The following is a 19,674-nucleotide window of genomic DNA, read 5'->3' on the forward strand; positions in this document are numbered from 1 at the left end:
TCTCAGCTGAATCACTTTGCGAGCGCCGTCCGCCATGACCGACACTGCCTATCCGCGCGATCTCGAAGGCTATGGCCGCACCCCGCCGCATCCGCGCTGGCCGGGCAAGGCCCGCATCGCCGTGCAGTTCGTGATCAATTACGAGGAGGGCGGCGAGAACAACATCCTGCATGGGGACGCTGCCTCCGAGGCCTTTCTCTCCGAGATCGTCGGCGCCGCGCCCTGGCCCGGCCAGCGCCACATGAACATGGAGTCGATATACGAATACGGCTCGCGCGCCGGCTACTGGCGGCTCTGGCGGATGTTCACCGAGAGGAACATGCCGGTGACCGTCTTCGCCATCGCCAGCGCGCTCAAACGCTATCCCGAGATCGCGTCCTCGATGCAGGAGGCCGGCTGGGAGATCGCCACCCATGGCCTGAAATGGATCGACTACCGCGACGTGCCCGCCGAGAAGGAGCGCGCCGACATTCTCGAGGCCATCGCCATCCAGCGCGAGATCACCGGCGAGCGCCCGCTCGGCTTCTATCAGGGCCGCTCCTCGGAGCGCACGACGCCGCTGATGATGGACGAAGGCGGCTTCCTCTACACCGCCGACAGCTATGCCGACGAGCTGCCCTATTGGCTCGAGGGCCCGAAGGGCCCGCAACTCGCCGTGCCCTACACGCTCGATGCCAACGACATGCGCTTCGCCACGCCGCAGGGCTTCAACAGCGGCGACCAGTTCTTCGCCTATCTCAGGGACTCCTTCGACCTGCTCTATGCCGAGGGCGAGAGCGCGCCGAAGATGATGTCGATCGGCCTGCATTGCCGCCTCGTGGGGCGGCCGGGCCGGGCCGCGGCGCTGGCGCGCTTCCTCGACCATGTGCAAGGCCATGACGATGTCTGGGTCGCGACGCGGCTCGACATCGCCCGCCACTGGGTCCGCCACCACCCGCCGGCCAGTGGCTATCGCCCGTCTGCCGTGCCCAAGGCGCTCTTCGTCGAGGTCTTCGGGCGGATCTGGGAGAATGCGCCCTGGATCGCCGAAGCCGCGTTTGAGGCCGGCATCACCCCCGCCCATGACGACGCGGAGACCCTGCACGCGGCGATGGTGAAGGTGATGCGTGCCGCCCCGCGCGACAGGCTGAAGGCGCTGCTGCTTGGCCACCCCGACCTCGCCGGCAAGCTCGCGGCGGCCGGCGAGATGACGGAAGAATCGATCGGCGAGCAGGCCTCCGCCGGGCTCGACCGCCTCGCGCCCAGCGAGCGCGCCCGCTTTACCGAAGCCAACGACGCCTACAAGGCGCGCTTCGGCATCCCCTTCATCATGGCGGTAGCCGGCGCCAGCAAGGACGCGATCCTGGCGGCCTTCGAAACGCGGCTGCAGAGCACACGGGAGGTCGAGTTCGAGACGGCGCTGGGACAGGTCGAGCGGATCTCGCTGCTGCGGCTGAAGGAGATCATGCGCTGAAAGCCGTCATTCTCGGGCGGAGCGAAGCGAAGACCCGAGAATCTCTGGCAGGATCATCTCCGGCCTGAGATGCTCGGGTCTTCGCCCGAGCATGACGCGCGAACTTACAACCCGCTCACCAGATGCCCGCCATCGACCGCGACCACCGCCCCGGTCATGTGGCGCCCGGCATCCGAGCAGAGCAGCAGCAGCGGCCCGTCGAGATCGGCGGGGTCGCCGATGCGGCGGCTGGGGATGCGCTTGGTCAGCGCCTCACCGGCCTCGCTGTCGAAGAAATCGCGGTTGATATCGGTGACGATGTAGCCCGGCGCGAGCGCGTTGACCCGGATGCCGTGGCGTGCCCATTCCAGCGCCAGCCCCTTGGTCATCTGGATCAGCCCGGCCTTGGAGACGGCATAGGGCACGACGCGAGTCATCACCCGCTCGCCCAGGATCGAGGCGATGTTGACGATCGCCCCGCCTTTCTTACCCTCGATCATGACCTGCGCCGCCGCCTGCGCCGCGAAGAAGCAGCCCTTCAGGTTGACGTCGAGCTGCGCGTCCCATTGCGCCTCGGTGACCGAGATCGCGGCTTCCGTCTCGCCGATGCCAGCATTGTTGACGAGCACGTCGAGCCCGCCGAGCAGCCGCGCCGCCTCCGCCACGCCCGCCTGGATCGAGGGCACCGAGGCGACGTCGAGCACCAGCGGCATCACCTTGCCCGGCAGCATGGCACAGGCCTGCGCCAGTTCCTCCAGCCGCTCGACCCGGCGCGCGGCGGCGACGACATGCGCACCCTGCCCCGCCAGCAGCCGCACGAAATGCGCACCGAGCCCCGACGAGGCGCCGGTCACCAGCACACGCTTGCCCTTCAGATCCTCGACCATGCCGACCCTCTTCTCGTTTGTGCGGAGGGGACACCGGGAGGAGTACCGGGTCAATCGCTCAAGCAGTTGACGCTCGGACCCTTCAGAACCCTGACGCCGTCATCCCGGGCGGAGCGAAGCGCAGACCCGGGATCCATGCCTGAAGCGTTCCGGAATGGATCCCGGGTCTCCCTGCGTTCGCCCGGGATGACTCGCGATGGTAACAGGACGGCCTATGCCGCGACCATGTCCGGCACGATCTCCCCGACACGGGCGAGATCCGTGCGGAAGCGGGCCGTCTCGCGCTCGCGCGCCTCTTCATCTGGCAGCCGCAGCAGATAGGAGGGATGGACGGTGGCCAGCAGGGCTGTGCCGTCGTCCAGCATGAGGTCGCGCTCGCGCATCGAGGCCAGCGAGCCTGTGTGCCCGGTCAGAGCGTGCAGCGCGGTCGCGCCCAGCGCCACCACCAGCTTCGGCCGCACGAAGTCCCGCTCCAGCCCGAGCCAGAAGCGACAGGCCGCGATCTCGCCGGCATTGGGCCGCTCATGGATGCGCCTTTTGCCGCGCACCGTGAATTTGAAATGCTTGACCGCATTGGTGACATAGGCGCGGCTGCGGTCGAGCCCGGCCTCCGCCATCACCGCGTCGAAGACCTGCCCCGCGGGGCCGACGAAGGGCCGGCCAGCCAGATCCTCCTGATCGCCCGGCTGCTCGCCGACGAACATCACCGGCGCCGCCAGCGGACCCTCGCCGAACACCGTCTGCGTCGCCTGCTGGCACAGCCCGCAGCGCGAACAATCCTTCGCCACCGCCCGCGCCTGCTCCCAGGAGGCGGGCGCCTCGGTCGAGCCGGGCTCGGCATCCCGCTGGCGCTGCATCTGCCGCAGATGCCGCTCCGGCGGCACGGTCGGGGCTTTCTCCACCATCTCCTGCGCACGCCGGCCGGCCGCGGCGATCAGCGGCGCGATCAGCTCGGCCTCGGGCAGGTTGCGCCAGTACTTCTCCGGCATCTCCGCCTTCATGGCTTTGATCTTCAGCCGGGCCGGATTGAAGATGTTGGCGTAATAGGTCCGCCAATAGGCCTCCATCGCGTCATCGTCGGGCGCGTCCGTGCGCGAGGCGCCCTCCCCCAGATGCAGCGTCGTGCCGTCCCAGTGGAGCGAGCGCAGCGGCGTCAGGATCGACCAGCGCATCGCCGCGAAGCGCTCGACGAAGAAGCGCGAGACGCGCTCGACGATGTGGTGCTCGGGCTCGAACCAGGCGACGAAGGCCTCGCCGCCATCGGGGCCGACGACCTCGCGGAAGCGCACGAAGGCGGTCATCTTGTGCAGGTCACGGCGGACCGACTTGGCCATCGCCCGGGCGCGACGGACCTCGTCGTCGGTGATCACATGCAGCAATGTCGGCTCGCGCTGGAGCCGCAGCAGCAGCCGGTAGAGCAGGTCGAAGCGGCCGCCGTCGCGGTGGCAGACCACCGCCTGCGCCAGTTCGACGAAGTCGCGCGGCACGCGCAGCTCCGCCCCGCTGGCCGGGACCGGCGGCGGCTCGGCCAGCCCGGCGAAGAGCCCGGAGGCGTCGGCCCCCACCTGCCAGTCGATCCGGCCCGGCGCCACCACCGCCAGGGCGAGCGCGCGCGCCTGCCGCCGCCAGCCGTCGAAATCGGCCGGGTGGTCGAGACGCGCCAGGATGCCGGACTGCGCCATGGCCGACCTCACAGCAGCGCGAGCTGCTGCGGCTTGGGCGCGAGATGCTGCTTCAGCCGCTCGCTATCGAGCAGGACGCCGGGGCGCCAGCCCTCCGCGACGATGAAGTGTCGCAGGGTCGTCATCGACCTCGCGATCTTGCCGACATCCTCCAACCGAAGCCGCCGGAAACGCCGCGTCTCCAAAATGCGGCCGACGCTCTTGGTGCCCAGCCCCGGCACCCGCAGCAGCGTCCCGCGGTCGGCCCGGTTGACGTCCACGGGGAAGCGCGCGCGATGCCGCAGAGCCCAGGCGAGCTTCGGGTCGATGGCGAGATCGAGCATGCCGCCCGCCCCGTCATCGAGAATCTCGCCAACTTCGAAGCCGTAGAACCGCGTCAGCCAGTCGGCCTGGTAGAGCCGGTGCTCGCGCATCAGCGGCGGTTCCGACAGCGGCAGCTGCGCGCTGGAATCGGGGATGGGGCTGAAGGCGGAGTAATAGACCCGCTTGAGGCCGAAGGAGCCGTAGAGCTGGGCGCTGCGCTGCAAGATCGTCGCATCGCTTGCCCCATCGGCGCCGACGATCATCTGCGTGCTCTGCCCGGCCGGGGAAAAGGCCGGCGCGCGACGCGACTTCGCCCGCTCCGCCTTGCCCTCCTCGATCCTGAGCTTCAGCCCGCCCATGGCGGCGCTGATCTCACGAGGCCGCTTCTCCGGCGCGAACCGCTCCAACGACACCTCGGTCGGCAGCTCGACATTGATCGAGACGCGGTCGGCATAGAGCCCGGCCTGCGCCACGAGATCGGCGTTGGCGCTGGGAATGAGCTTGAGGTGGATGTAGCCGCGAAAGCCATGGACCTCGCGCAGCGTCTGCGCCACCCGCACCAGTTCGCCCATCGTGTAGTCCGGCGAGCGGATGATGCCCGAGGAGAGGAACAGCCCCTCGATGTAATTGCGCTTGTAGAAGTTCAGCGTGAGGTCGACGACCTCCTCCACCGAGAAGCGCGCCCGCCTGACATTGCTCGAAGAGCGATTGATGCAGAAGATGCAATCGTAGCTGCAGTAATTGGTCAGCAGGATCTTCAAAAGCGAGATGCAGCGGCCGTCCGGCGCGTAAGAGTGGCAGATGCCCGATCCGGTGGTCGAGCCGATGCCGCCGGCGAGCGAATTGCGCCTGGTTGTGCTGCTGGAGGCGCAGGAGGCGTCGTATTTCGCCGCATCGCTGAGGATCTCCAGCTTCTCCATCACCGTCAGTTGCGTCACGCCAAGCCTCTTTGTTCATTATTTGTTCTTTTATCGGATCGCGATGGGAGCCGCCAGAGACGTTTCGTCGCGGGGCGCCCGCCGGCCCCTGGGCTGGAACACCCGGCCGCGCGTCGGCGTTTCGAAGGGATCACATGTCTGGAGGGATCCATGTTTCGCATTCTGCTGCTCATCGCCGTCGTCCTGATCGGCTACGACGCCATCGCCCATCAGGGGATGTACACGCGAAACGCCTGGGCGAGCGTCGTCGGCCTGACCGATTCCGCCGTGTCGAGCGCCCGGGAGTTGGGCCGCGATGGACGGGAGGAACCGGCCGCCCTGCGTCCCTAGCCCGGCCGCCAGTCCGGATCGTTTCAGATCGGAAGTGGCGCGCGGGGAGTGCCGGCCCGCGGGCTTTCCTGTTGCATTGCGGCAATTACGTCTGGACTTGGCGGGAGGTTGCTCCGAAACTCCGCGCCAACCAAACAGCCGGGAATTGACGCTTGACCGAGACAGCCGCCGACGCCCCGAGTCTTGACCGCCGCGATGCGCAGGTCGAGACTCTGAAGGCCGAAATCCTCAAGAAGCTGACCTATTCGCTCGGCAAGAACGCCTCGGTCGCCCAGCCGCATGACTGGCTGACCGCCGGCATTCTGGCGGCGCGCGATCACATCGTCGACGTCTGGCATCGCTCGACCCGCGACAGTTATCAGACCGGCCGGAAGCGGGTTTACTATCTCTCGCTCGAGTTCCTGATCGGGCGCTCGCTGGCCGACGCGCTGAACAATCTCGGCCTCACCGGTGCGATGGCGCAGGCCATGCGCGAACTCGGCGTCGATCTCGCCTCCATCGAAATGATCGAGCCCGACGCGGCGCTCGGTAATGGCGGGCTGGGGCGGCTCGCCGCCTGCTATCTCGAGGCGATGGCCTCGACCGGCGTTCCGGCGCTGGGCTACGGAATCCGCTACGATCATGGCCTGTTCAAGCAGCGCATCGACGGCGGCAAGCAGATCGAGGTGCCCGAAGACTGGCTCTCCTTCCGCAATCCCTGGGAGTTCGAGCGCCGCGAGGCCTCCTACAAGATCGGCTTCGGCGGCTCGCTGACCGCGACGCAAAAACCCGGCGAGGTGTTCTGGGAGCCGGAGGAGACGGTCTTCGCGGTCGCCTACGACACGCCGATCATCGGCTGGCGCGGCCGTGACGCCACGACGCTGCGGCTCTGGCGTGCCCGGGCCATGCACCCGCTCTCGCTCGACGCCTTCAACCAGGGCGACCTCGTCGGCGCCGTGGCCGAGCGCAACCGCGCCGAGGCGATCTCGAAGGTGCTCTACCCCAATGATTCCACCCCGGCGGGGCAGGAGTTGCGCCTGCGGCAGGAGTTCTTCTTCACCTCGGCCTCGCTGCAGGATCTGGTCCGGCGGCATTACCGCCAGTTCGGCACGCTCGACAATCTCGCCGACAAGGTCGCGATCCAGCTCAACGACACCCATCCCTCGCTCGCCGTCGCCGAGATGATGCGGCTTTTGATCGACGAGCATGGCCTGGCCTGGGAACAAGCCTGGACGATCACCAACGCCACCATTTCCTACACCAACCACACGCTCCTGCCGGAGGCGCTGGAGACCTGGCCGGTGGCGCTGATGGAGCGGCTTCTGCCGCGCCACATGCAGATCATCTTCGCCATCAATGCCCGCTTCCTCGAGGAGGTCCGGCGCTCCAGCGGCGGCGAGAACGTCGATCTCTCGGCGATCTCGCTGATCGACGAGCATAACGGCCGGCGCGTGCGCATGGCCCACCTCGCCTTCGTCGGCTCGCACACGGTCAACGGCGTCTCGGCCCTGCATTCCAAGCTCATGGAGCAGACCGTCTTCGCACCGCTGAACGCGATCTTCCCCGGTCGCATCACCAACGTCACCAACGGCATCACGCCGCGACGCTGGCTGTTCGGCGCCAATCCCGGCCTGACCAAGCTGCTGCAGGAGGTCTGCGGCGACGATCTGACCGACCATATCGGCCAGATCCATCGTCTCGCCGCCCATACCGGCGACCGCGCCCTGCATGCGCGACTGGCCGCGATCCGGCGCGAGAACAAGCTCAAGCTGGCAAAAATCATCCGGCAGGAAACGGGCGTCACCGTCGATCCCGATGCGCTGTTCGACGTGCAGATCAAGCGCATCCACGAATACAAGCGCCAGTTGCTCAACATCCTCGAGACGATCGCGCTCTATGACGCGATCCGCTCGGAGCCCTACAAGGACTGGGCGCCACGGGTGAAGATCTTCGCCGGCAAGGCGGCTTCCAACTACGGCACCGCCAAGGCGATCATCAACCTGATCAACGACGTCGCCGTCGTCGTGAACAACGACATCACCACCCGCGACCGGCTCAAGGTCGTGTTCCTGCCGAACTACAATGTCAGCGCCGCCGAGCTGATCATCCCCGCAGCCGACGTCTCCGAGCAGATCTCGACCGCCGGCATGGAGGCTTCGGGCACCGGCAACATGAAGTTCGCGCTCAACGGCGCGATCACCATCGGGACGCTCGACGGCGCCAATATCGAGATCGGTGAGCGTGTCGGCGCCGACAACATCGTCATCTTCGGCATGACGGCCGAGGAGGTCGAGGCCGCCAAGCGCAATCCCCGGCCGACCAGCGAGGTCATCGCCGGCGCGCCCCATCTCGAGGGCGTTCTCGACGCGGTGGCGTCGGGCGCCTATTCGCCCCGCGAGCGCGACCGCTATCGCGGCCTCGTCGACGGCTTGCGCGCCAATGACTGGTTCATGGTGCTCAACGATTTCGACAGCTACCACCAGGCGCAACGCCGGATCGACACGCTCTGGGCCGACCAGGACAAGTGGTGGCGCATGTCGGTGACCAACACCGCCCATTGCGGCTGGTTCAGCGCCGACCGCGCGATCGGCGAATATGCGCAGCGGATCTGGAACATCCCCACGCGCGACACCGCAGGCTGACCGCGTGGCGTCGCGACAGCGGCTCGTCTCCGGCCCGCTGCCGGCGCGCATGGGCGCAACGCCGGGCGATGACGGCGTCAGCTTCGCCGTCTTCTCGCGCCATGGCGAGCGCGTGAATCTGTGCCTGTTCGACGAGACCGGCGAGCGGGAGACCGCGCGCCTGCCCCTGCCCTGCCGCACCGGCGACATCCATCATGGCGTGCTGCCCGGAGCCAAGGCAGGGCTGCGCTATGGCCTGCGCGTCGACGGCCCGTGGCAGCCGCAGCACGGGCATCGCTTCGACGCCGCCAAATTGCTGGTCGACCCCTATGCAATGCGGATCGACCGCCCGTTCCGCTGGGATCCGAGGCTCGCGGAGTTCGGCACCGACACCGCCGATCTCGTGCCGCGCGGCATCGTCGGCGAGGCGCTTCCGGCCGCAAATGGCGAGATGCAGAGCGCCCCGAGCTTCATCTACGAACTCGCGGTGAAGTCGTTCACGATGCGCCATCCCGCCGTGCCGCAGCGCATCCGTGGCACGCTGGCGGCGCTCTGCGAACCGGCCATCCTCGACCACATCGGTGAACTGGGCGTCAGCCATGTCGAGCTGATGCCGGTCGCCGCCTGGATGGACGAGCGCCACCTGCCGCCGCTCGGTCTCGCCAATGCCTGGGGCTACAACCCGGTCAACTTCTTCGCCCCGGATCCGCGCCTGGCGCCCGGCGGCACGGCCGATCTGCGCCGGCTCTGCGAAACCTATGCGCAGGCCGGCATCGGCATCATCCTCGACATCGTCCTGAACCACACCGCCGAGAGCGACGAATTCGGCGCCACGATCAGCCTGCGCGGGCTCGACAACGCGGTCTATTACCGCCACGCCGCCGACGATCCCGGCCGGCTGATCAACGACACCGGCTGCGGCCACACGCTCGCGCTCGACCGGGCTCCCGTTGTCCGCATGGCGATGGATGCGCTGCGGCACTGGCGCGGCCTCGGCGTCGCCGGCTTCCGCTTCGATCTCGGCACGGTGATGGGACGCTCAGATACGGGCTACTCTCAGGATGCTCCGCTCTTCGCGGCGATCCTGCAGGATCCCGCCCTGTCGCGCGCCATCCTGATCGCAGAGCCCTGGGACATCGGCCCGGGCGGCTACCGTCTCGGCGAGTTTCCCGCCCCCTTCGCCGAATGGAACGGGCGCTACCGCGACGATATCCGCCGCTTCTGGAGGGGCGATACCGGCCTCTCAGGTGCGCTGGCGACGCGCCTGGCCGGCTCCGCCGATCTCTTTGCCTCCCGCTATCGCGGGCCGCAGGCGAGCATCAACTTCATCGCCGCCCATGACGGCTTCACTTTGGCCGATCTCGTTTCCCATACCGCCAAGCACAACGAGGCCAATGGCGAGGGCAACCGCGACGGCGACAACGAAAACCACAGCTGGAACAACGGGATCGAGGGCGCGTCCGACGACCCGGCCGTGGCCGCCGCGCGCAAGCGCGATGTCCGCGCGTTGCTGGCGACTTTGTTCCTGTCGCGCGGGGTGCCCATGCTGACCGCCGGCGACGACTTCGGCCGGACGCAGCACGGCAACAACAACGCCTATTGCCAGGACAACGAAGCGTTCTGGCTGGATTGGGAGAGATCGGACGGCGACCTGGCCGCCTTCGTCGCGTCGCTGGTGCGGTTACGCAAGGCGCACCCGCTGCTGGCGGCTGAGACTTTCCTGACCGGCGCGGGCGAGCCTCCCGATGCCCGCTGGCTGACACCCGACGGCGCGCCGATCGCCGACGAGGAGTGGGGCCGGCTGGACGCGCTTTGCCTGATGTTGAACGGGGCAGAGGAATCCCTGCTGATCGCCGTCAATCGCAGCAGGACCGATATCACGCTCGCCCTGCCCGACGGTTCGCCTCGGGCGTGGCAGCATCTGCATGGCTCGGCACCCGAGGGCGGCGAAGGCCTCCTGCCGGCCCGCAGCGTCAGCCTGTTCGGCAGGCGGACTTAGTGGATCGCCCGAACCTCAGCCGGTCTTCCGGCGCGCATCGACATAACTCGCCAGCACTGCGCTGATCCGGCTCTGATAGCCCTTACCCGTCGCCCGGAAATGGCTGAGCACGCGCCGCGGCAGCCGCAGCGTGATCTGCTCCGTTCCCTCCGGCTCGACGATCTCGGCCTCGTCCCAGAAGCCGGGCGGCACCAGCCCCGCATCGGGATCTTCGGCTGCCCGGCGCTCGATCTCCTCGTCGCTCCAGCCATCAGAAATCCGGCTGAGCCGAGGCGGCACGGGAATGTCGTCCAAGCTCTCATACCTGACTTCGCTACTGACCTTGGTCGAAGATTTTGCGGTCATAACTGCTCGCTTTCCAGGCGGAGATGATGCGGATATCGCCGTCCCGCCTTGTGTACACCACGCGCAGCAAGCGGCCCTGCGACAGTCCCAAGGCGATGAAGCGGGCCTCGCCATAGTCGTGCCGGGCGTCTTGCCGCGCCATGAAGCGACCACGAAAGACCAGAGACGCTTCGGCGAACGAGACGTCGTGCTTGGCCTCGTTGACCTTGCTCTTCGCCTCGTCCCATTGGAACCCCATGAGCCATTGTAGCTACAGATGAAGCTACGGGCAATCGCTCACATCAGCACGATCAGCGACCTTGGCGACAGGGTCAGCTCGGCATCAGCTTTCAGCCCCTTGCGACCTTCGTCAGAGCCCGGACCGATCTCCGTATCGAGCACCACCGACCATGATCCCGCCTTCACCCGCGGCGGAATCTTGAAGGGAACGTCGCCGTCGAAGGCGTTGAAAAGAATCAAGGCTTCGTCGCCGCCCTGCTCGACATCGGGCATGTGCATCAGGAGGCCGATGGCGCGCAGGCCTTCGTCGTCCCAATGCTCCTCCTGCTGGTCGCCGCCGGCCGGGTTGAGCCACCGCAGCACACAACCGTCGCGGAACGAAGCCCGCCGGAAGATCGGATGGTCGGCCCGCAGCTGCGTCACGCGCTGGACGAAACCCGTCAGCGCCTTGTCGCGTTCGGTCAGTTCCTCCCACTTCATCCAGGCCAGTTCGTTGTCCTGGCAGTAGACGTTGTTGTTGCCGCCATTGGAGTGGCCGCATTCGTCGCCTGCCAGGATCATCGGCGTGCCATGCGAGAGCAGCAGCGTCGCCAGCAGGTTGCGCTTCTGGCGTTCGCGCGCCGCGAGAATGCCCTCGTCATCGGTCGGGCCCTCGGCGCCGAAATTGTAGGACAGGTTGTGGCCGTGGCCGTCCTTGTTGTCCTCGCCATTCGCGTCGTTGTGCTTCTCGTTGTAGGAAACGAGATCGTTGAGCGTGAACCCGTCATGGGCGGTGATGAAATTGACGCCCGCCCAGGGCCGGCGCCCCCGCAGATCGTAGATGTCGCCTGAACCGGTGATGCGCGCGGCGAGGTCGCGCACGATGCCCTCCTCGCCCTTCCAGTAGCCACGGATGGTATCGCGGTACTTGTCGTTCCACTCGCCCCAGCCCGGCGGAAAGCCGCCGACCTGGTAGCCGCCGGGCCCGATGTCCCAGGGCTCGCCGACGAGCTTGACCTTGCGCAGGACGGGGTCCTGGCCGATCGCGTCGAAGAAGCCGCCGCGCTGGTCGAAGCCGTGCGGCTCGCGCCCGAGAATGGTGCCGAGATCGAAGCGGAAGCCGTCGACCTCCATCACCTCGACCCAGTAGCGCAGCGAATCCAGGATCATCTGCAGCACGCGCGGATGGCTGGTGTTGACCGTGTTCCCGGTGCCGGTGTCGTTGATATAGAAGCGCGGATCGTCCGGCATCGTCCGGTAATAGGCGAAGTTGTCGATGCCCTTGAAGGAAAGCGTCGGGCCCATCTCGTTGCCTTCGGCGGTGTGGTTGTAGACCACGTCGAGGATGACCTCGAGCCCGGCATCGTGGAACTTGCGCACCATGTCGCGGAAGGACTGCAGCCCCGCCTTGCCCTCATAGCGCTGCATCGGCGCGAAGAAGCCGATCGTGTTGTAGCCCCAGTAGTTGGTCAGGTTCTTGGCGGCGAGGTGGTGGTCGTCGAGATAGGCATGGATCGGCAAAAGCTCGACCGAGGTCACGCCCAGGCTCTTGATGTAGTCGATCACCGCCTTTTCGCCGAGGCCGTCGAAGGTGCCCCGCAGATCCTGCGGCACGGCCGGGTGCAGCTTGGTGAAGCCGCGCACATGGGTCTCGTAGAACACCGTCCTGTCCCAGGGCACGTTCGGACGCGCGGGCGCGCCCAAATCGGCCTTCCAGTCGCAGACAACGCATTTGGGCATGAAGGGCGCGCTGTCGAGTTCGCTGAAGGTCAGGTCGGTGTCGGCCTCAGACTTCACGTCATAGCCGTAATGGGCATCGTTCCATTCGACCTTGCCCGCATACTCCCGCGCATAGGGGTCGAGCAGCAGCTTGTTGGCATTGAAGCGGTGGCCTTCCTCCGGCGCGAAACGGCCATGCACGCGGTAGCCGTAGCGCTGGCCCGGCTTCACACCCGGCAGATAGCCGTGCCAGATTTCGTCGGTGTATTCGGGAAGCGTGATGCGCGCGGTTTCGATCGCGCCGGTTTCGTCGAACAGACAGAGTTCGACCCGCTCCGCATGCGCCGAGAACAGCGCGAAATTGGTGCCCTGCCCGTCATGCACGGCGCCAAGCTGCGTCGCTTCGCCGGGCTCGACATCGAAGCGCATTGCGTTACCGTCAGACATCGGATCCCTCGCACGGGTCAGGCCTGACGAAACCGGCGCCGCAGCATGCGGCGCACGACCCTGTCACATCATGCCGCTAGCCTGCCGCAGACGGTGCAACGTGATGGTCGCGCTGGAGTTCCTGACAACGGCCTTTGATTTGCATCAATTTCAGCAGCCCGGAGGGGAACCTTGAGACGCCGATGATGTTGCTCTCCAAGAGATGCATTGGGAGGCTGCCATGATCGCAACGGTGAAGGACCCGGGGATCGACATTGCGCCGGCCATCGACGGCGCGCCCTCCACCTCCGGACACGCGCTGACCTATGCAGCCGTCGTCAAGGAAGGAGCGGCCGAGATCGCCAGGACGTTGCCCGGCCATACTAAACTGCTCTTCGTCACCTCGGAAATGGGCGATTTCATCAAGGCCGGCGGCTTGGGTGAGGTGTCCACCGCGCTGCCCCGGCAATTGCGCGCGCTCTGCGACGTTCGCGTCCTCCTGCCCGGTTTTCGCCAGGTCCGCGCCGCCAGACCGAGCATGGACATCGTGCGCGAGATGCCGCGGACCGCGAGCCTGCCGCCCTGGTCGCTGGGACGTTTCACCACGCCCGACGGCCTGACCATCTATGCGGTACTCTGCGACGAACTCTACGATCGCGACGGTTCGCCCTATGGCCCCTTCACGGGCGGCGATTTCGCCGACAACGACATCCGCTTCGCGCGGCTCTCGCTCGCAGCCGCCGAGATCGCAGCCGGCGAGGCCGATCCGAACTGGAAGCCCGACATCGTCCATGTCAACGACTGGCCGTCGGCGCTGGCGCCCGGCTATCTGCGCTGGAAGGGCCTGAGCACGCCCTCGATCCTGACCATCCACAACCTGGCCTATCAGGGCCTCTACCAGCCCAGCCGCATGGCGGCGCTCGGCATCCCCGACCTCGCCTTCTCGATGAATGGGGCCGAGTTCCACGGCAAGATCTCCTTCCTCAAGAGCGGAATCTACTACAGCTCGCATGTCACCACGGTCAGCGAGACCTACGCCCATGAGATCACCACGGCCGAGCATGGCTGCGGGCTGGACGGTCTGCTCAAGACCCGCATGGAGGAGGGGCGCCTGACCGGGATCGTCAACGGCATCGACGACAGCTGGACCTCGCCCCTCGGCGCCGAGAAGACGGCGGTCCAGCGCATCCGGCAGTGGAAGCGCCAGAACGCCGCCGATATCCGCAAGACCTTCGAGCTGCCGCCATCGCGCGGGCCGCTGTTCTCGATCATCTCGCGGCTCGTCCACCAGAAGGGCATCGACCTCTCGATCGAGGCGGCCGAGACGATCGTCGGCAATGGCGGGCAACTCGTCGTCACCGGCCGCGGCGAGCCGCGCCTGGAAGACGCCATCGAGCGGCTGGCGCGGCAATATCCGAATGCGGTCGCCGCCCGGATCGGCTTCGACGACGCCGAGGCCCGCCGCATCTTCGCCGCGAGCGACTTCCTGCTGATGCCCTCGCGCTTCGAGCCCTGCGGCCTGAGCCAGATGTATGCGCAGCGCTTCGGCGCCTTGCCGATCGCCTACCGCACCGGCGGCCTCGTCGATACGATCGAGGATGGCCGCTCCGGCTTCCTGTTTTCGTCCCTGACGGGGGCCGGCCTCGCCTCGGCCGTGACGCGGGCGCTCGACGCCTTCCGCTCCAAGACCGCGTTCCTGCAGATGCGCGAACACGCGATGGCCAAGCGCTTCGACTGGAGCCGGCCCACCCATCGCTACGCCGATGTCTACGCCAGGGCGCTCGCCGCTTGAGCGGCGGCGGCGCGGGCGAGAGCGCCGCGCGCGCGGGCACCGCCTCGATGGCCGCGCAGCCGTCTCATGCGGCTTTGCGCCGCAGCCGTTCTTTCAGGCCACAGCGCCGGTGCGTTTCAGGTTTTGGCCTTCGGGCTGCTCTTGGCTCCGGCCGAGATTTTGGCCTTGGCGGCCGCCGGGGCCTTTGCCGGGCTCCTGGCCTTGGCAACCGCCGGCTTCGAGGCCGCTTTGTCAGCCATAGCCATATCCTGGCGCCCGCTGGCGAGGCTGGCGGCGACCCGTTCTTCGGCCAGGCGCCAATGCAGGGCGTCGCGTCCCGGGGGCTTGCCTTCGGCTTCCCAGATCGCATAGGCGACATCGCGAACAGTCTGCTCCCGGCTCATTGGCATCCTCCCTGTCAAAAGCCTGTATGGCAGTGCGACAACCGTGCCGGCCGCTCTTGGTTCCGATCCGGAATCACCGGACAGCGCAGCCGCATACCGGCGGAACGCAGGCTGGCTCCGCTGCGTTGCATCATCGACGATTCCCCGCTGCAGGTGGAGTCGCAATTGCGATGGAGCCCGAACGGATGAGCCGCCAGATGCCGCTGAGACTGCCCAGCCTGCCGGGGCGCGACATCGCCTTGCTGATCGAGGGGCGCCACCCGGACCCCTTCTCCGTGCTGGGCCACCATGTCGTCGACGGCATCGGCCTCGTGCGGGCCTTCCTGCCCGGCGCCAACTACGTCGAACTGGTCACCGGGGAGGGCGAAGAGCGCCGCACCGTTCCGATGGTCGGCATCGGCGAGGGCCTGTTCGAAGCGCCCTGCCCCGCCGGGACGCCCTATCGCATCCGCACGGCCTGGGCCGGCGGCATCACCGAGACCGCCGATCCCTATACCTTCGGCCTGCTGCTCTCCGACGACGATATCTATCTGGCCGCCGAAGGCCGGCATTTCGACCTCGCGACCCGGCTCGGCGCCAATCTGCGCACGATCGACGGCATCGAGGGCGTGCTCTTTGCGGTCTGGGCCCCCAATGCCGCCCATGTCGCCGTCGTCGGCGACTTCAACGGCTGGGAGCCCCGTCGCCACCCGATGCGGCGCAGGCTGGGCCCCGGCATCTGGGAGCTGTTCATTCCCGGGCTGAAGGCGGGCGCGGTCTACAAATACGCGCTGATCGCGGCTTCGGGCGAAGCCCTGCCCTGGAAGGCCGACCCGCTGGCGCGCTGCACCGAGATGCCGCCGAAGACGGGCTCCGTCGTCGCCGCGCCGCCCGCCTTCACCTGGACGGACGAGGCCTGGCTCGCCGCCCGCGAGCAGGCGAGCCCGATCGCCGAACCGATGACCACCTACGAGGTCCATGTCGGTTCCTGGCTGCGCACCGAATGGGGCCAGATGGGTTCCTGGGACGAGGCCACCGACCGGCTGATCCCCTATCTCCAGCATATGGGCTTCAGCCATGTCGAGCTGATGCCGATCACCGAACACCCGTTCGGCGGCTCCTGGGGCTACCAGCCGCTGGCGCTCTTCGCCCCGACCGCGCGGCTGGGCCCGCCGGAGGCCTTCGCCCGTTTCGTCGATCGCTGCCATGCCGCCGGTATCGGCGTGATCCTGGACTGGGTCCCGGCGCATTTTCCCTCGGACGACCATGGCCTCGCCCGCTTCGACGGCACGGCGCTCTACGAGCATGAGGATCCCCGCCAGGGCTTCCATGTCGACTGGAACACGCTGATCTACAATGTCGGCCGTCGCGAGGTCCGCGGCTTCCTGATCGCCTCGGCCCTGTTCTGGATCGAGACCTTCCATCTCGACGGCCTGCGGGTCGATGCGGTCGCCTCGATGCTCTACCGCGACTACAGCCGCAAACCCGGCGAATGGGTGCCCAACCATCTCGGCGGGCGGGAGAATTTCGAGGCCGTCAGCTTCTTCCAGGAGCTCAACACGCTGATCGGCGCGCATGGGCGCGGCGCCGTCACCATCGCCGAGGAATCGACCGCCTGGCCCGGCGTCACCAGCCCCGTCCATCATGGCGGGCTCGGCTTCCACTTCAAATGGAACATGGGCTGGATGCACGACACGCTGCGCTATATCGGCCATGACCCGATCTATCGCGGCCATCACGGCGACGACATCACCTTCGGGCTGATCTACGCCTTCTCCGAGAATTTCGTGCTGCCGATCTCGCATGACGAGGTCGTCCACGGCAAAGGCTCGCTGCTCGCGCGCATGCCGGGCGACGATTGGCAGCGCTTTGCCAATCTGCGGCTCTATCTCGCGATGATGTGGGCCCATCCCGGCAAGAAGCTGCTTTTCATGGGGTGCGAGTTCGGCGCGCAGGACGAATGGTCGGTCGATGCGCCCTTCCCCTGGCCCCATCCCGACGACGCGCGCCGGCAGGGCGTCTCGCGGCTGGTGCGCGACCTGAACGCGCTCTACCGCACGACGCCCGCGCTGCACCGGCTCGACCATGCGCCGGAAGGCTTCGGTTGGGTCGTCGCCGACGACAACGCCAACTCGGTCTTCGCATTCAACCGCTCGAGCGCGCCCGGCGCAGCCGAGCTCCTGGTCGTCGCCAACATGACGCCGGTTCCGCGCCACGACTATCGGATCGGCGTGCCCCATGCCGGTCTCTGGCGCGAGCGGCTCAACAGCGATGCCGGCATCTATGGCGGCGCCGGGCTGGGCAATGGCGGGGGGGCCCGCACGCAGGCCATCGCTGCCCACGGCCAGGCGCAGAGCCTGTCGCTGACGCTGCCGCCGCTGGGTCTGCTCGTGCTCGAAGGCGCCGGCGGGCCGGATTGAGCCTGCTCACGCTCCGCCCTGCCCTGCTTGTCCGATCCCGATATGCCGACCCCGGAGCCCTTTCATGAGTGACGACATCCTGCGCCAGCTCGCCGTCAAGGCGGGCGTCGCGCCGCACTGGACCGACCAGACCGGGGAAGATCGCGCCGTCTCGCCCGAAAGCCTGCGCTCGATCCTGCTGGCGCTCGGCCTGCCGGCCGACACCGATGCGAACCTGCGCAATTCGCTCTCGCTGATGGAGAGCGGCGTCAACGCAGCGGCGAGTTCGCGCTTCACCACCGCGCGCGTCGGCCAGAAGGTCGGCCTTCCGCTTGCCTCGCCGGGCGGAACGGCGGTGGAAATCACGCTCGAAAGCGGCGCGCACCGGATCGTCACCTCGGAGGAAGGCTATGACGGGGCGCTGACCCTGCCGGCTTTCGACGAGCCGGGCTATCACACGGTTCGCACCAGCGAGGGCGACTTCACCGTCGCGACCGCGCCCGAGCGCTGCATCACCTTCGCCGATCTGAATGGCGAGGCGGCCGGCTTCGGCCTGACCGCCCAGATCTACTCGCTGCGCACGCAGGACGATGGCGGCATCGGCAACTTCGCCGGCGTCTCCGCACTCGGGCGCGCCGCGGCCGCGCGGGGCGCCGACGCGCTCGCGATCAGCCCGGTCCATGCACTCTATGGCGCGGAACCCGGCCATTTCAGCCCCTATTCCCCCTCGACGCGGCTGTTCTACAACCCGCTCCATGCCGATCCGGCCGCGATCCTGCCGGAAGCCCTGCTGCGTGACGTCATCGCCCAGGCCGGACTGGGCGAGGCGATGGCGCGGCTCTCGGCGCTGCCGCAGGTCGACTGGCTCGCCGCGACGCCGCTGCGGCAGACGCTGCTGCGCGGGCTGTTCGACGCGCTGCGCCAACCCGGCGTTGCCGAGCCGGCCCGGCTGGACTTCGAGCGCGCGCTGGCGGAGGCCTCCCCGCTGCTGCGATCGCATGCGATCTTCGAGGTGCTGCACGCCGCGCAGTTGCAGCAGAATCCCGGCGCCTGGAGCTGGCGCGACTGGGAGGCGCCCTATCGCGACCCCGACAGCCCGGAGGTCGCGGCCTTTGCCGAGGAGCATGCCGAGGCCATCGCCCACCAGATCTTCCTGCAATGGCTGACCGCCCGCTCCTATGGCGAATCGCAGCGCGTCTGCCGCGAGGCCGGCATGAAGGTCGGGCTGATCGCCGACCTCGCCATCGGCATGGACGGGTCGGGCAGCCATGCCTGGAGCCGCCAGCACGAGGTTCTGGGAGGCCTGAGCGTCGGCGCGCCGCCCGACTACTATTCCGCCGAGGGCCAGAGCTGGGGGCTGACCACCTTCTCGCCGCGCGGGCTGGCAGCCTCGGGCTTCGCACCCTTCATCGAGACGCTGCGCGCCAGCCTGCGCTATGTCGGCGGCATCCGCATCGACCATGTCATGGGCATGAGCCGGCTCTGGCTGGTGCCGGAAGGCGCCAGCGCGCTGGAGGGCGCTTATGTCACCTTCCCGTCGGAGACGCTGTTCCGGCTCGTCGCGCTCGAATCCTGGCGCCACAAGGCGATCGTCATCGGCGAGGATCTCGGCACGCTGCCGGACGGGTTCCGCGACTACCTGCGCGACCAGGGCGTCGCCGGCCTGCGCGTGCTGCGCTTCGAGAAGAGCGACCACGGCTATATCCCGCCGCAGCACTGGCATGCCGACGCCGCCGCGCTCACCACCACCCATGATCTGATCCCCACGGCCGGCTGGTGGGCCGGAGCCGATCTCGAACCGACGCATGACGGCGTCGATCACCAGGGCATCCGCGCCTGGGACCGCGGCGTCCTGTGGGGCGCCTTCGAACAGGCCGGCCTCGTCGCAGGCGAGCGGCCCGCGCCCGACGACACCGCCCCGGTGGTGGACGCTGCGATCCGCTACATCGCGCAGACGCCCTGCACGCTGAAGCTGCTGCCGATCGAGGATGCGCTCGGTATCCAGACCCAGCCGAATGTGCCGGGAACCACGACCGAGAAGCCGAACTGGCGCCACCGTCTCGACGGCGACGCGCCGGCGCTGCTCGACGACGCGGTGGTCGAGCGGCGGCTCGCCTATCTGGGAGCGCCGAGAGAGACGGAAATCTAAACGTCGGACATGTCGCCGGGACCATGTCGTGGTCCCGCACAGGCGGCGAAGCCGCGCCGTCGGGATCCGCTACCCCGGACGACCTTTGGTCATCCGGGGTAGCGGTGTTGTCC

14 protein-coding genes are annotated in these 19,674 nt (G+C 67.7%); 7 read left to right on the forward strand and 7 right to left on the reverse strand.

Annotation, left to right across the window (positions count from 1 at the left end; genetic code table 11):
* The first annotated feature begins 34 nt into the window (after positions 1-34).
* The gene (gene puuE, locus Q8S38_RS20050) at positions 35-1,453 is read left to right on the forward strand and encodes an allantoinase PuuE (protein ID WP_305682111.1); all 1,419 of its coding nucleotides are present in this window, start codon (positions 35-37) and stop codon (positions 1,451-1,453) included.
* Positions 1,454-1,557: 104 nt separating this feature from the next.
* Here the strand turns inward: puuE and Q8S38_RS20055 are convergent, their stop codons facing one another.
* From Q8S38_RS20055 to Q8S38_RS20065, 3 genes are all read right to left on the reverse strand, one after another.
* Positions 1,558-2,319 (reverse strand): SDR family NAD(P)-dependent oxidoreductase, encoded by a 762-nt coding sequence (locus Q8S38_RS20055; RefSeq protein WP_305682112.1) that lies wholly within the window; start codon positions 2,317-2,319, stop codon positions 1,558-1,560.
* A 212-nt stretch (positions 2,320-2,531) separates the two neighbouring features.
* Entirely contained in the window at positions 2,532-4,001 is a 1,470-nt protein-coding gene (locus tag Q8S38_RS20060) for a UdgX family uracil-DNA binding protein (RefSeq protein WP_305682113.1), read from the reverse strand.
* A gap of 8 nt (positions 4,002-4,009) precedes the next feature.
* Positions 4,010-5,224: a putative DNA modification/repair radical SAM protein gene (locus Q8S38_RS20065; RefSeq protein ID WP_305682306.1), complete on the reverse strand. Its 1,215-nt coding sequence runs from the start codon at positions 5,222-5,224 to the stop codon at positions 4,010-4,012.
* 168 nt (positions 5,225-5,392) lie between these two features.
* Between Q8S38_RS20065 and Q8S38_RS20070 the strand changes: the two genes are divergently transcribed.
* The 3 genes from Q8S38_RS20070 (at position 5,393) to glgX (Q8S38_RS20080) (ending at position 10,171) form a co-directional block, all read left to right on the forward strand.
* The gene (locus tag Q8S38_RS20070; RefSeq protein WP_305682114.1) at positions 5,393-5,572 is read left to right on the forward strand and encodes a hypothetical protein; all 180 of its coding nucleotides are present in this window, start codon (positions 5,393-5,395) and stop codon (positions 5,570-5,572) included.
* A 152-nt stretch (positions 5,573-5,724) separates the two neighbouring features.
* Entirely contained in the window at positions 5,725-8,193 is a 2,469-nt protein-coding gene (locus Q8S38_RS20075; RefSeq protein WP_305682115.1) for a glycogen/starch/alpha-glucan phosphorylase, read from the forward strand.
* A gap of 49 nt (positions 8,194-8,242) precedes the next feature.
* Positions 8,243-10,171 (forward strand): glycogen debranching protein GlgX, encoded by a 1,929-nt coding sequence (glgX, locus tag Q8S38_RS20080; RefSeq protein WP_465247603.1) that lies wholly within the window; start codon positions 8,243-8,245, stop codon positions 10,169-10,171.
* Positions 10,172-10,186: 15 nt separating this feature from the next.
* On the opposite strand, the gene Q8S38_RS20085 is transcribed toward glgX (Q8S38_RS20080), so the two are convergent.
* The 3 genes from Q8S38_RS20085 to glgX (Q8S38_RS20095) are packed head-to-tail and all read right to left on the reverse strand — an operon-like array spanning position 10,187 to position 12,880.
* A complete protein-coding gene (locus Q8S38_RS20085) occupies positions 10,187-10,465 on the reverse strand; it encodes a BrnA antitoxin family protein (protein ID WP_305682117.1) in 279 nt (92 codons plus the stop codon).
* Between the two features lie 19 nt (positions 10,466-10,484).
* Positions 10,485-10,754, reverse strand: coding sequence for a BrnT family toxin (locus tag Q8S38_RS20090; protein ID WP_305682118.1), 270 nt, complete (start codon positions 10,752-10,754; stop codon positions 10,485-10,487).
* Between the two features lie 38 nt (positions 10,755-10,792).
* Complete coding sequence (gene glgX / locus Q8S38_RS20095) at positions 10,793-12,880, reverse strand: glycogen debranching protein GlgX (protein ID WP_305682119.1); 2,088 nt, start codon at positions 12,878-12,880, stop codon at positions 10,793-10,795.
* Positions 12,881-13,100: 220 nt separating this feature from the next.
* Between glgX (Q8S38_RS20095) and glgA the strand changes: the two genes are divergently transcribed.
* Positions 13,101-14,651 (forward strand): glycogen synthase GlgA, encoded by a 1,551-nt coding sequence (glgA, locus tag Q8S38_RS20100; RefSeq protein ID WP_305682120.1) that lies wholly within the window; start codon positions 13,101-13,103, stop codon positions 14,649-14,651.
* Between the two features lie 116 nt (positions 14,652-14,767).
* On the opposite strand, the gene Q8S38_RS20105 is transcribed toward glgA, so the two are convergent.
* A complete protein-coding gene (locus tag Q8S38_RS20105; protein ID WP_305682121.1) occupies positions 14,768-15,034 on the reverse strand; it encodes a DUF2934 domain-containing protein in 267 nt (88 codons plus the stop codon).
* A 185-nt stretch (positions 15,035-15,219) separates the two neighbouring features.
* On the opposite strand from Q8S38_RS20105, the gene glgB reads away from it, so the two are divergent.
* Positions 15,220-17,433 carry a 1,4-alpha-glucan branching protein GlgB gene (glgB, locus tag Q8S38_RS20110; RefSeq protein ID WP_305682122.1) on the forward strand — a complete coding sequence of 738 codons (2,214 nt, stop codon included), beginning with the start codon at positions 15,220-15,222 and terminating at the stop codon, positions 17,431-17,433.
* Between the two features lie 64 nt (positions 17,434-17,497).
* Positions 17,498-19,561 (forward strand): 4-alpha-glucanotransferase, encoded by a 2,064-nt coding sequence (malQ, locus tag Q8S38_RS20115; RefSeq protein ID WP_305682123.1) that lies wholly within the window; start codon positions 17,498-17,500, stop codon positions 19,559-19,561.
* Positions 19,562-19,674 lie beyond the last annotated feature (113 nt).

It is taken from the genome of Allobosea sp., assembly GCF_030695125.1.
Lineage (GTDB): Bacteria > Pseudomonadota > Alphaproteobacteria > Rhizobiales > Beijerinckiaceae > Allobosea.

Excerpts from the sequence above, each read along its gene's own strand:
- puuE (WP_305682111.1), top strand. The coding sequence starts at position 35 with ATGACCGACACTGCCTATCCGCGCGATCTCGAAGGCTATGGCCGCACC.
- Q8S38_RS20055 (WP_305682112.1), bottom strand. The coding sequence starts at position 2,319 with ATGGTCGAGGATCTGAAGGGCAAGCGTGTGCTGGTGACCGGCGCCTCG.
- Q8S38_RS20060 (WP_305682113.1), bottom strand. The coding sequence starts at position 4,001 with ATGGCGCAGTCCGGCATCCTGGCGCGTCTCGACCACCCGGCCGATTTC.
- Q8S38_RS20065 (WP_305682306.1), bottom strand. The coding sequence starts at position 5,224 with ATGGAGAAGCTGGAGATCCTCAGCGATGCGGCGAAATACGACGCCTCC.
- Q8S38_RS20070 (WP_305682114.1), top strand. The coding sequence starts at position 5,393 with ATGTTTCGCATTCTGCTGCTCATCGCCGTCGTCCTGATCGGCTACGAC.
- glgX (WP_465247603.1), top strand. The coding sequence starts at position 8,243 with ATGGGCGCAACGCCGGGCGATGACGGCGTCAGCTTCGCCGTCTTCTCG.
- Q8S38_RS20090 (WP_305682118.1), bottom strand. The coding sequence starts at position 10,754 with ATGGGGTTCCAATGGGACGAGGCGAAGAGCAAGGTCAACGAGGCCAAG.
- glgX (WP_305682119.1), bottom strand. The coding sequence starts at position 12,880 with ATGTCTGACGGTAACGCAATGCGCTTCGATGTCGAGCCCGGCGAAGCG.
- glgA (WP_305682120.1), top strand. The coding sequence starts at position 13,101 with ATGATCGCAACGGTGAAGGACCCGGGGATCGACATTGCGCCGGCCATC.
- Q8S38_RS20105 (WP_305682121.1), bottom strand. The coding sequence starts at position 15,034 with ATGAGCCGGGAGCAGACTGTTCGCGATGTCGCCTATGCGATCTGGGAA.
- glgB (WP_305682122.1), top strand. The coding sequence starts at position 15,220 with ATGAGCCGCCAGATGCCGCTGAGACTGCCCAGCCTGCCGGGGCGCGAC.
- malQ (WP_305682123.1), top strand. The coding sequence starts at position 17,498 with ATGAGTGACGACATCCTGCGCCAGCTCGCCGTCAAGGCGGGCGTCGCG.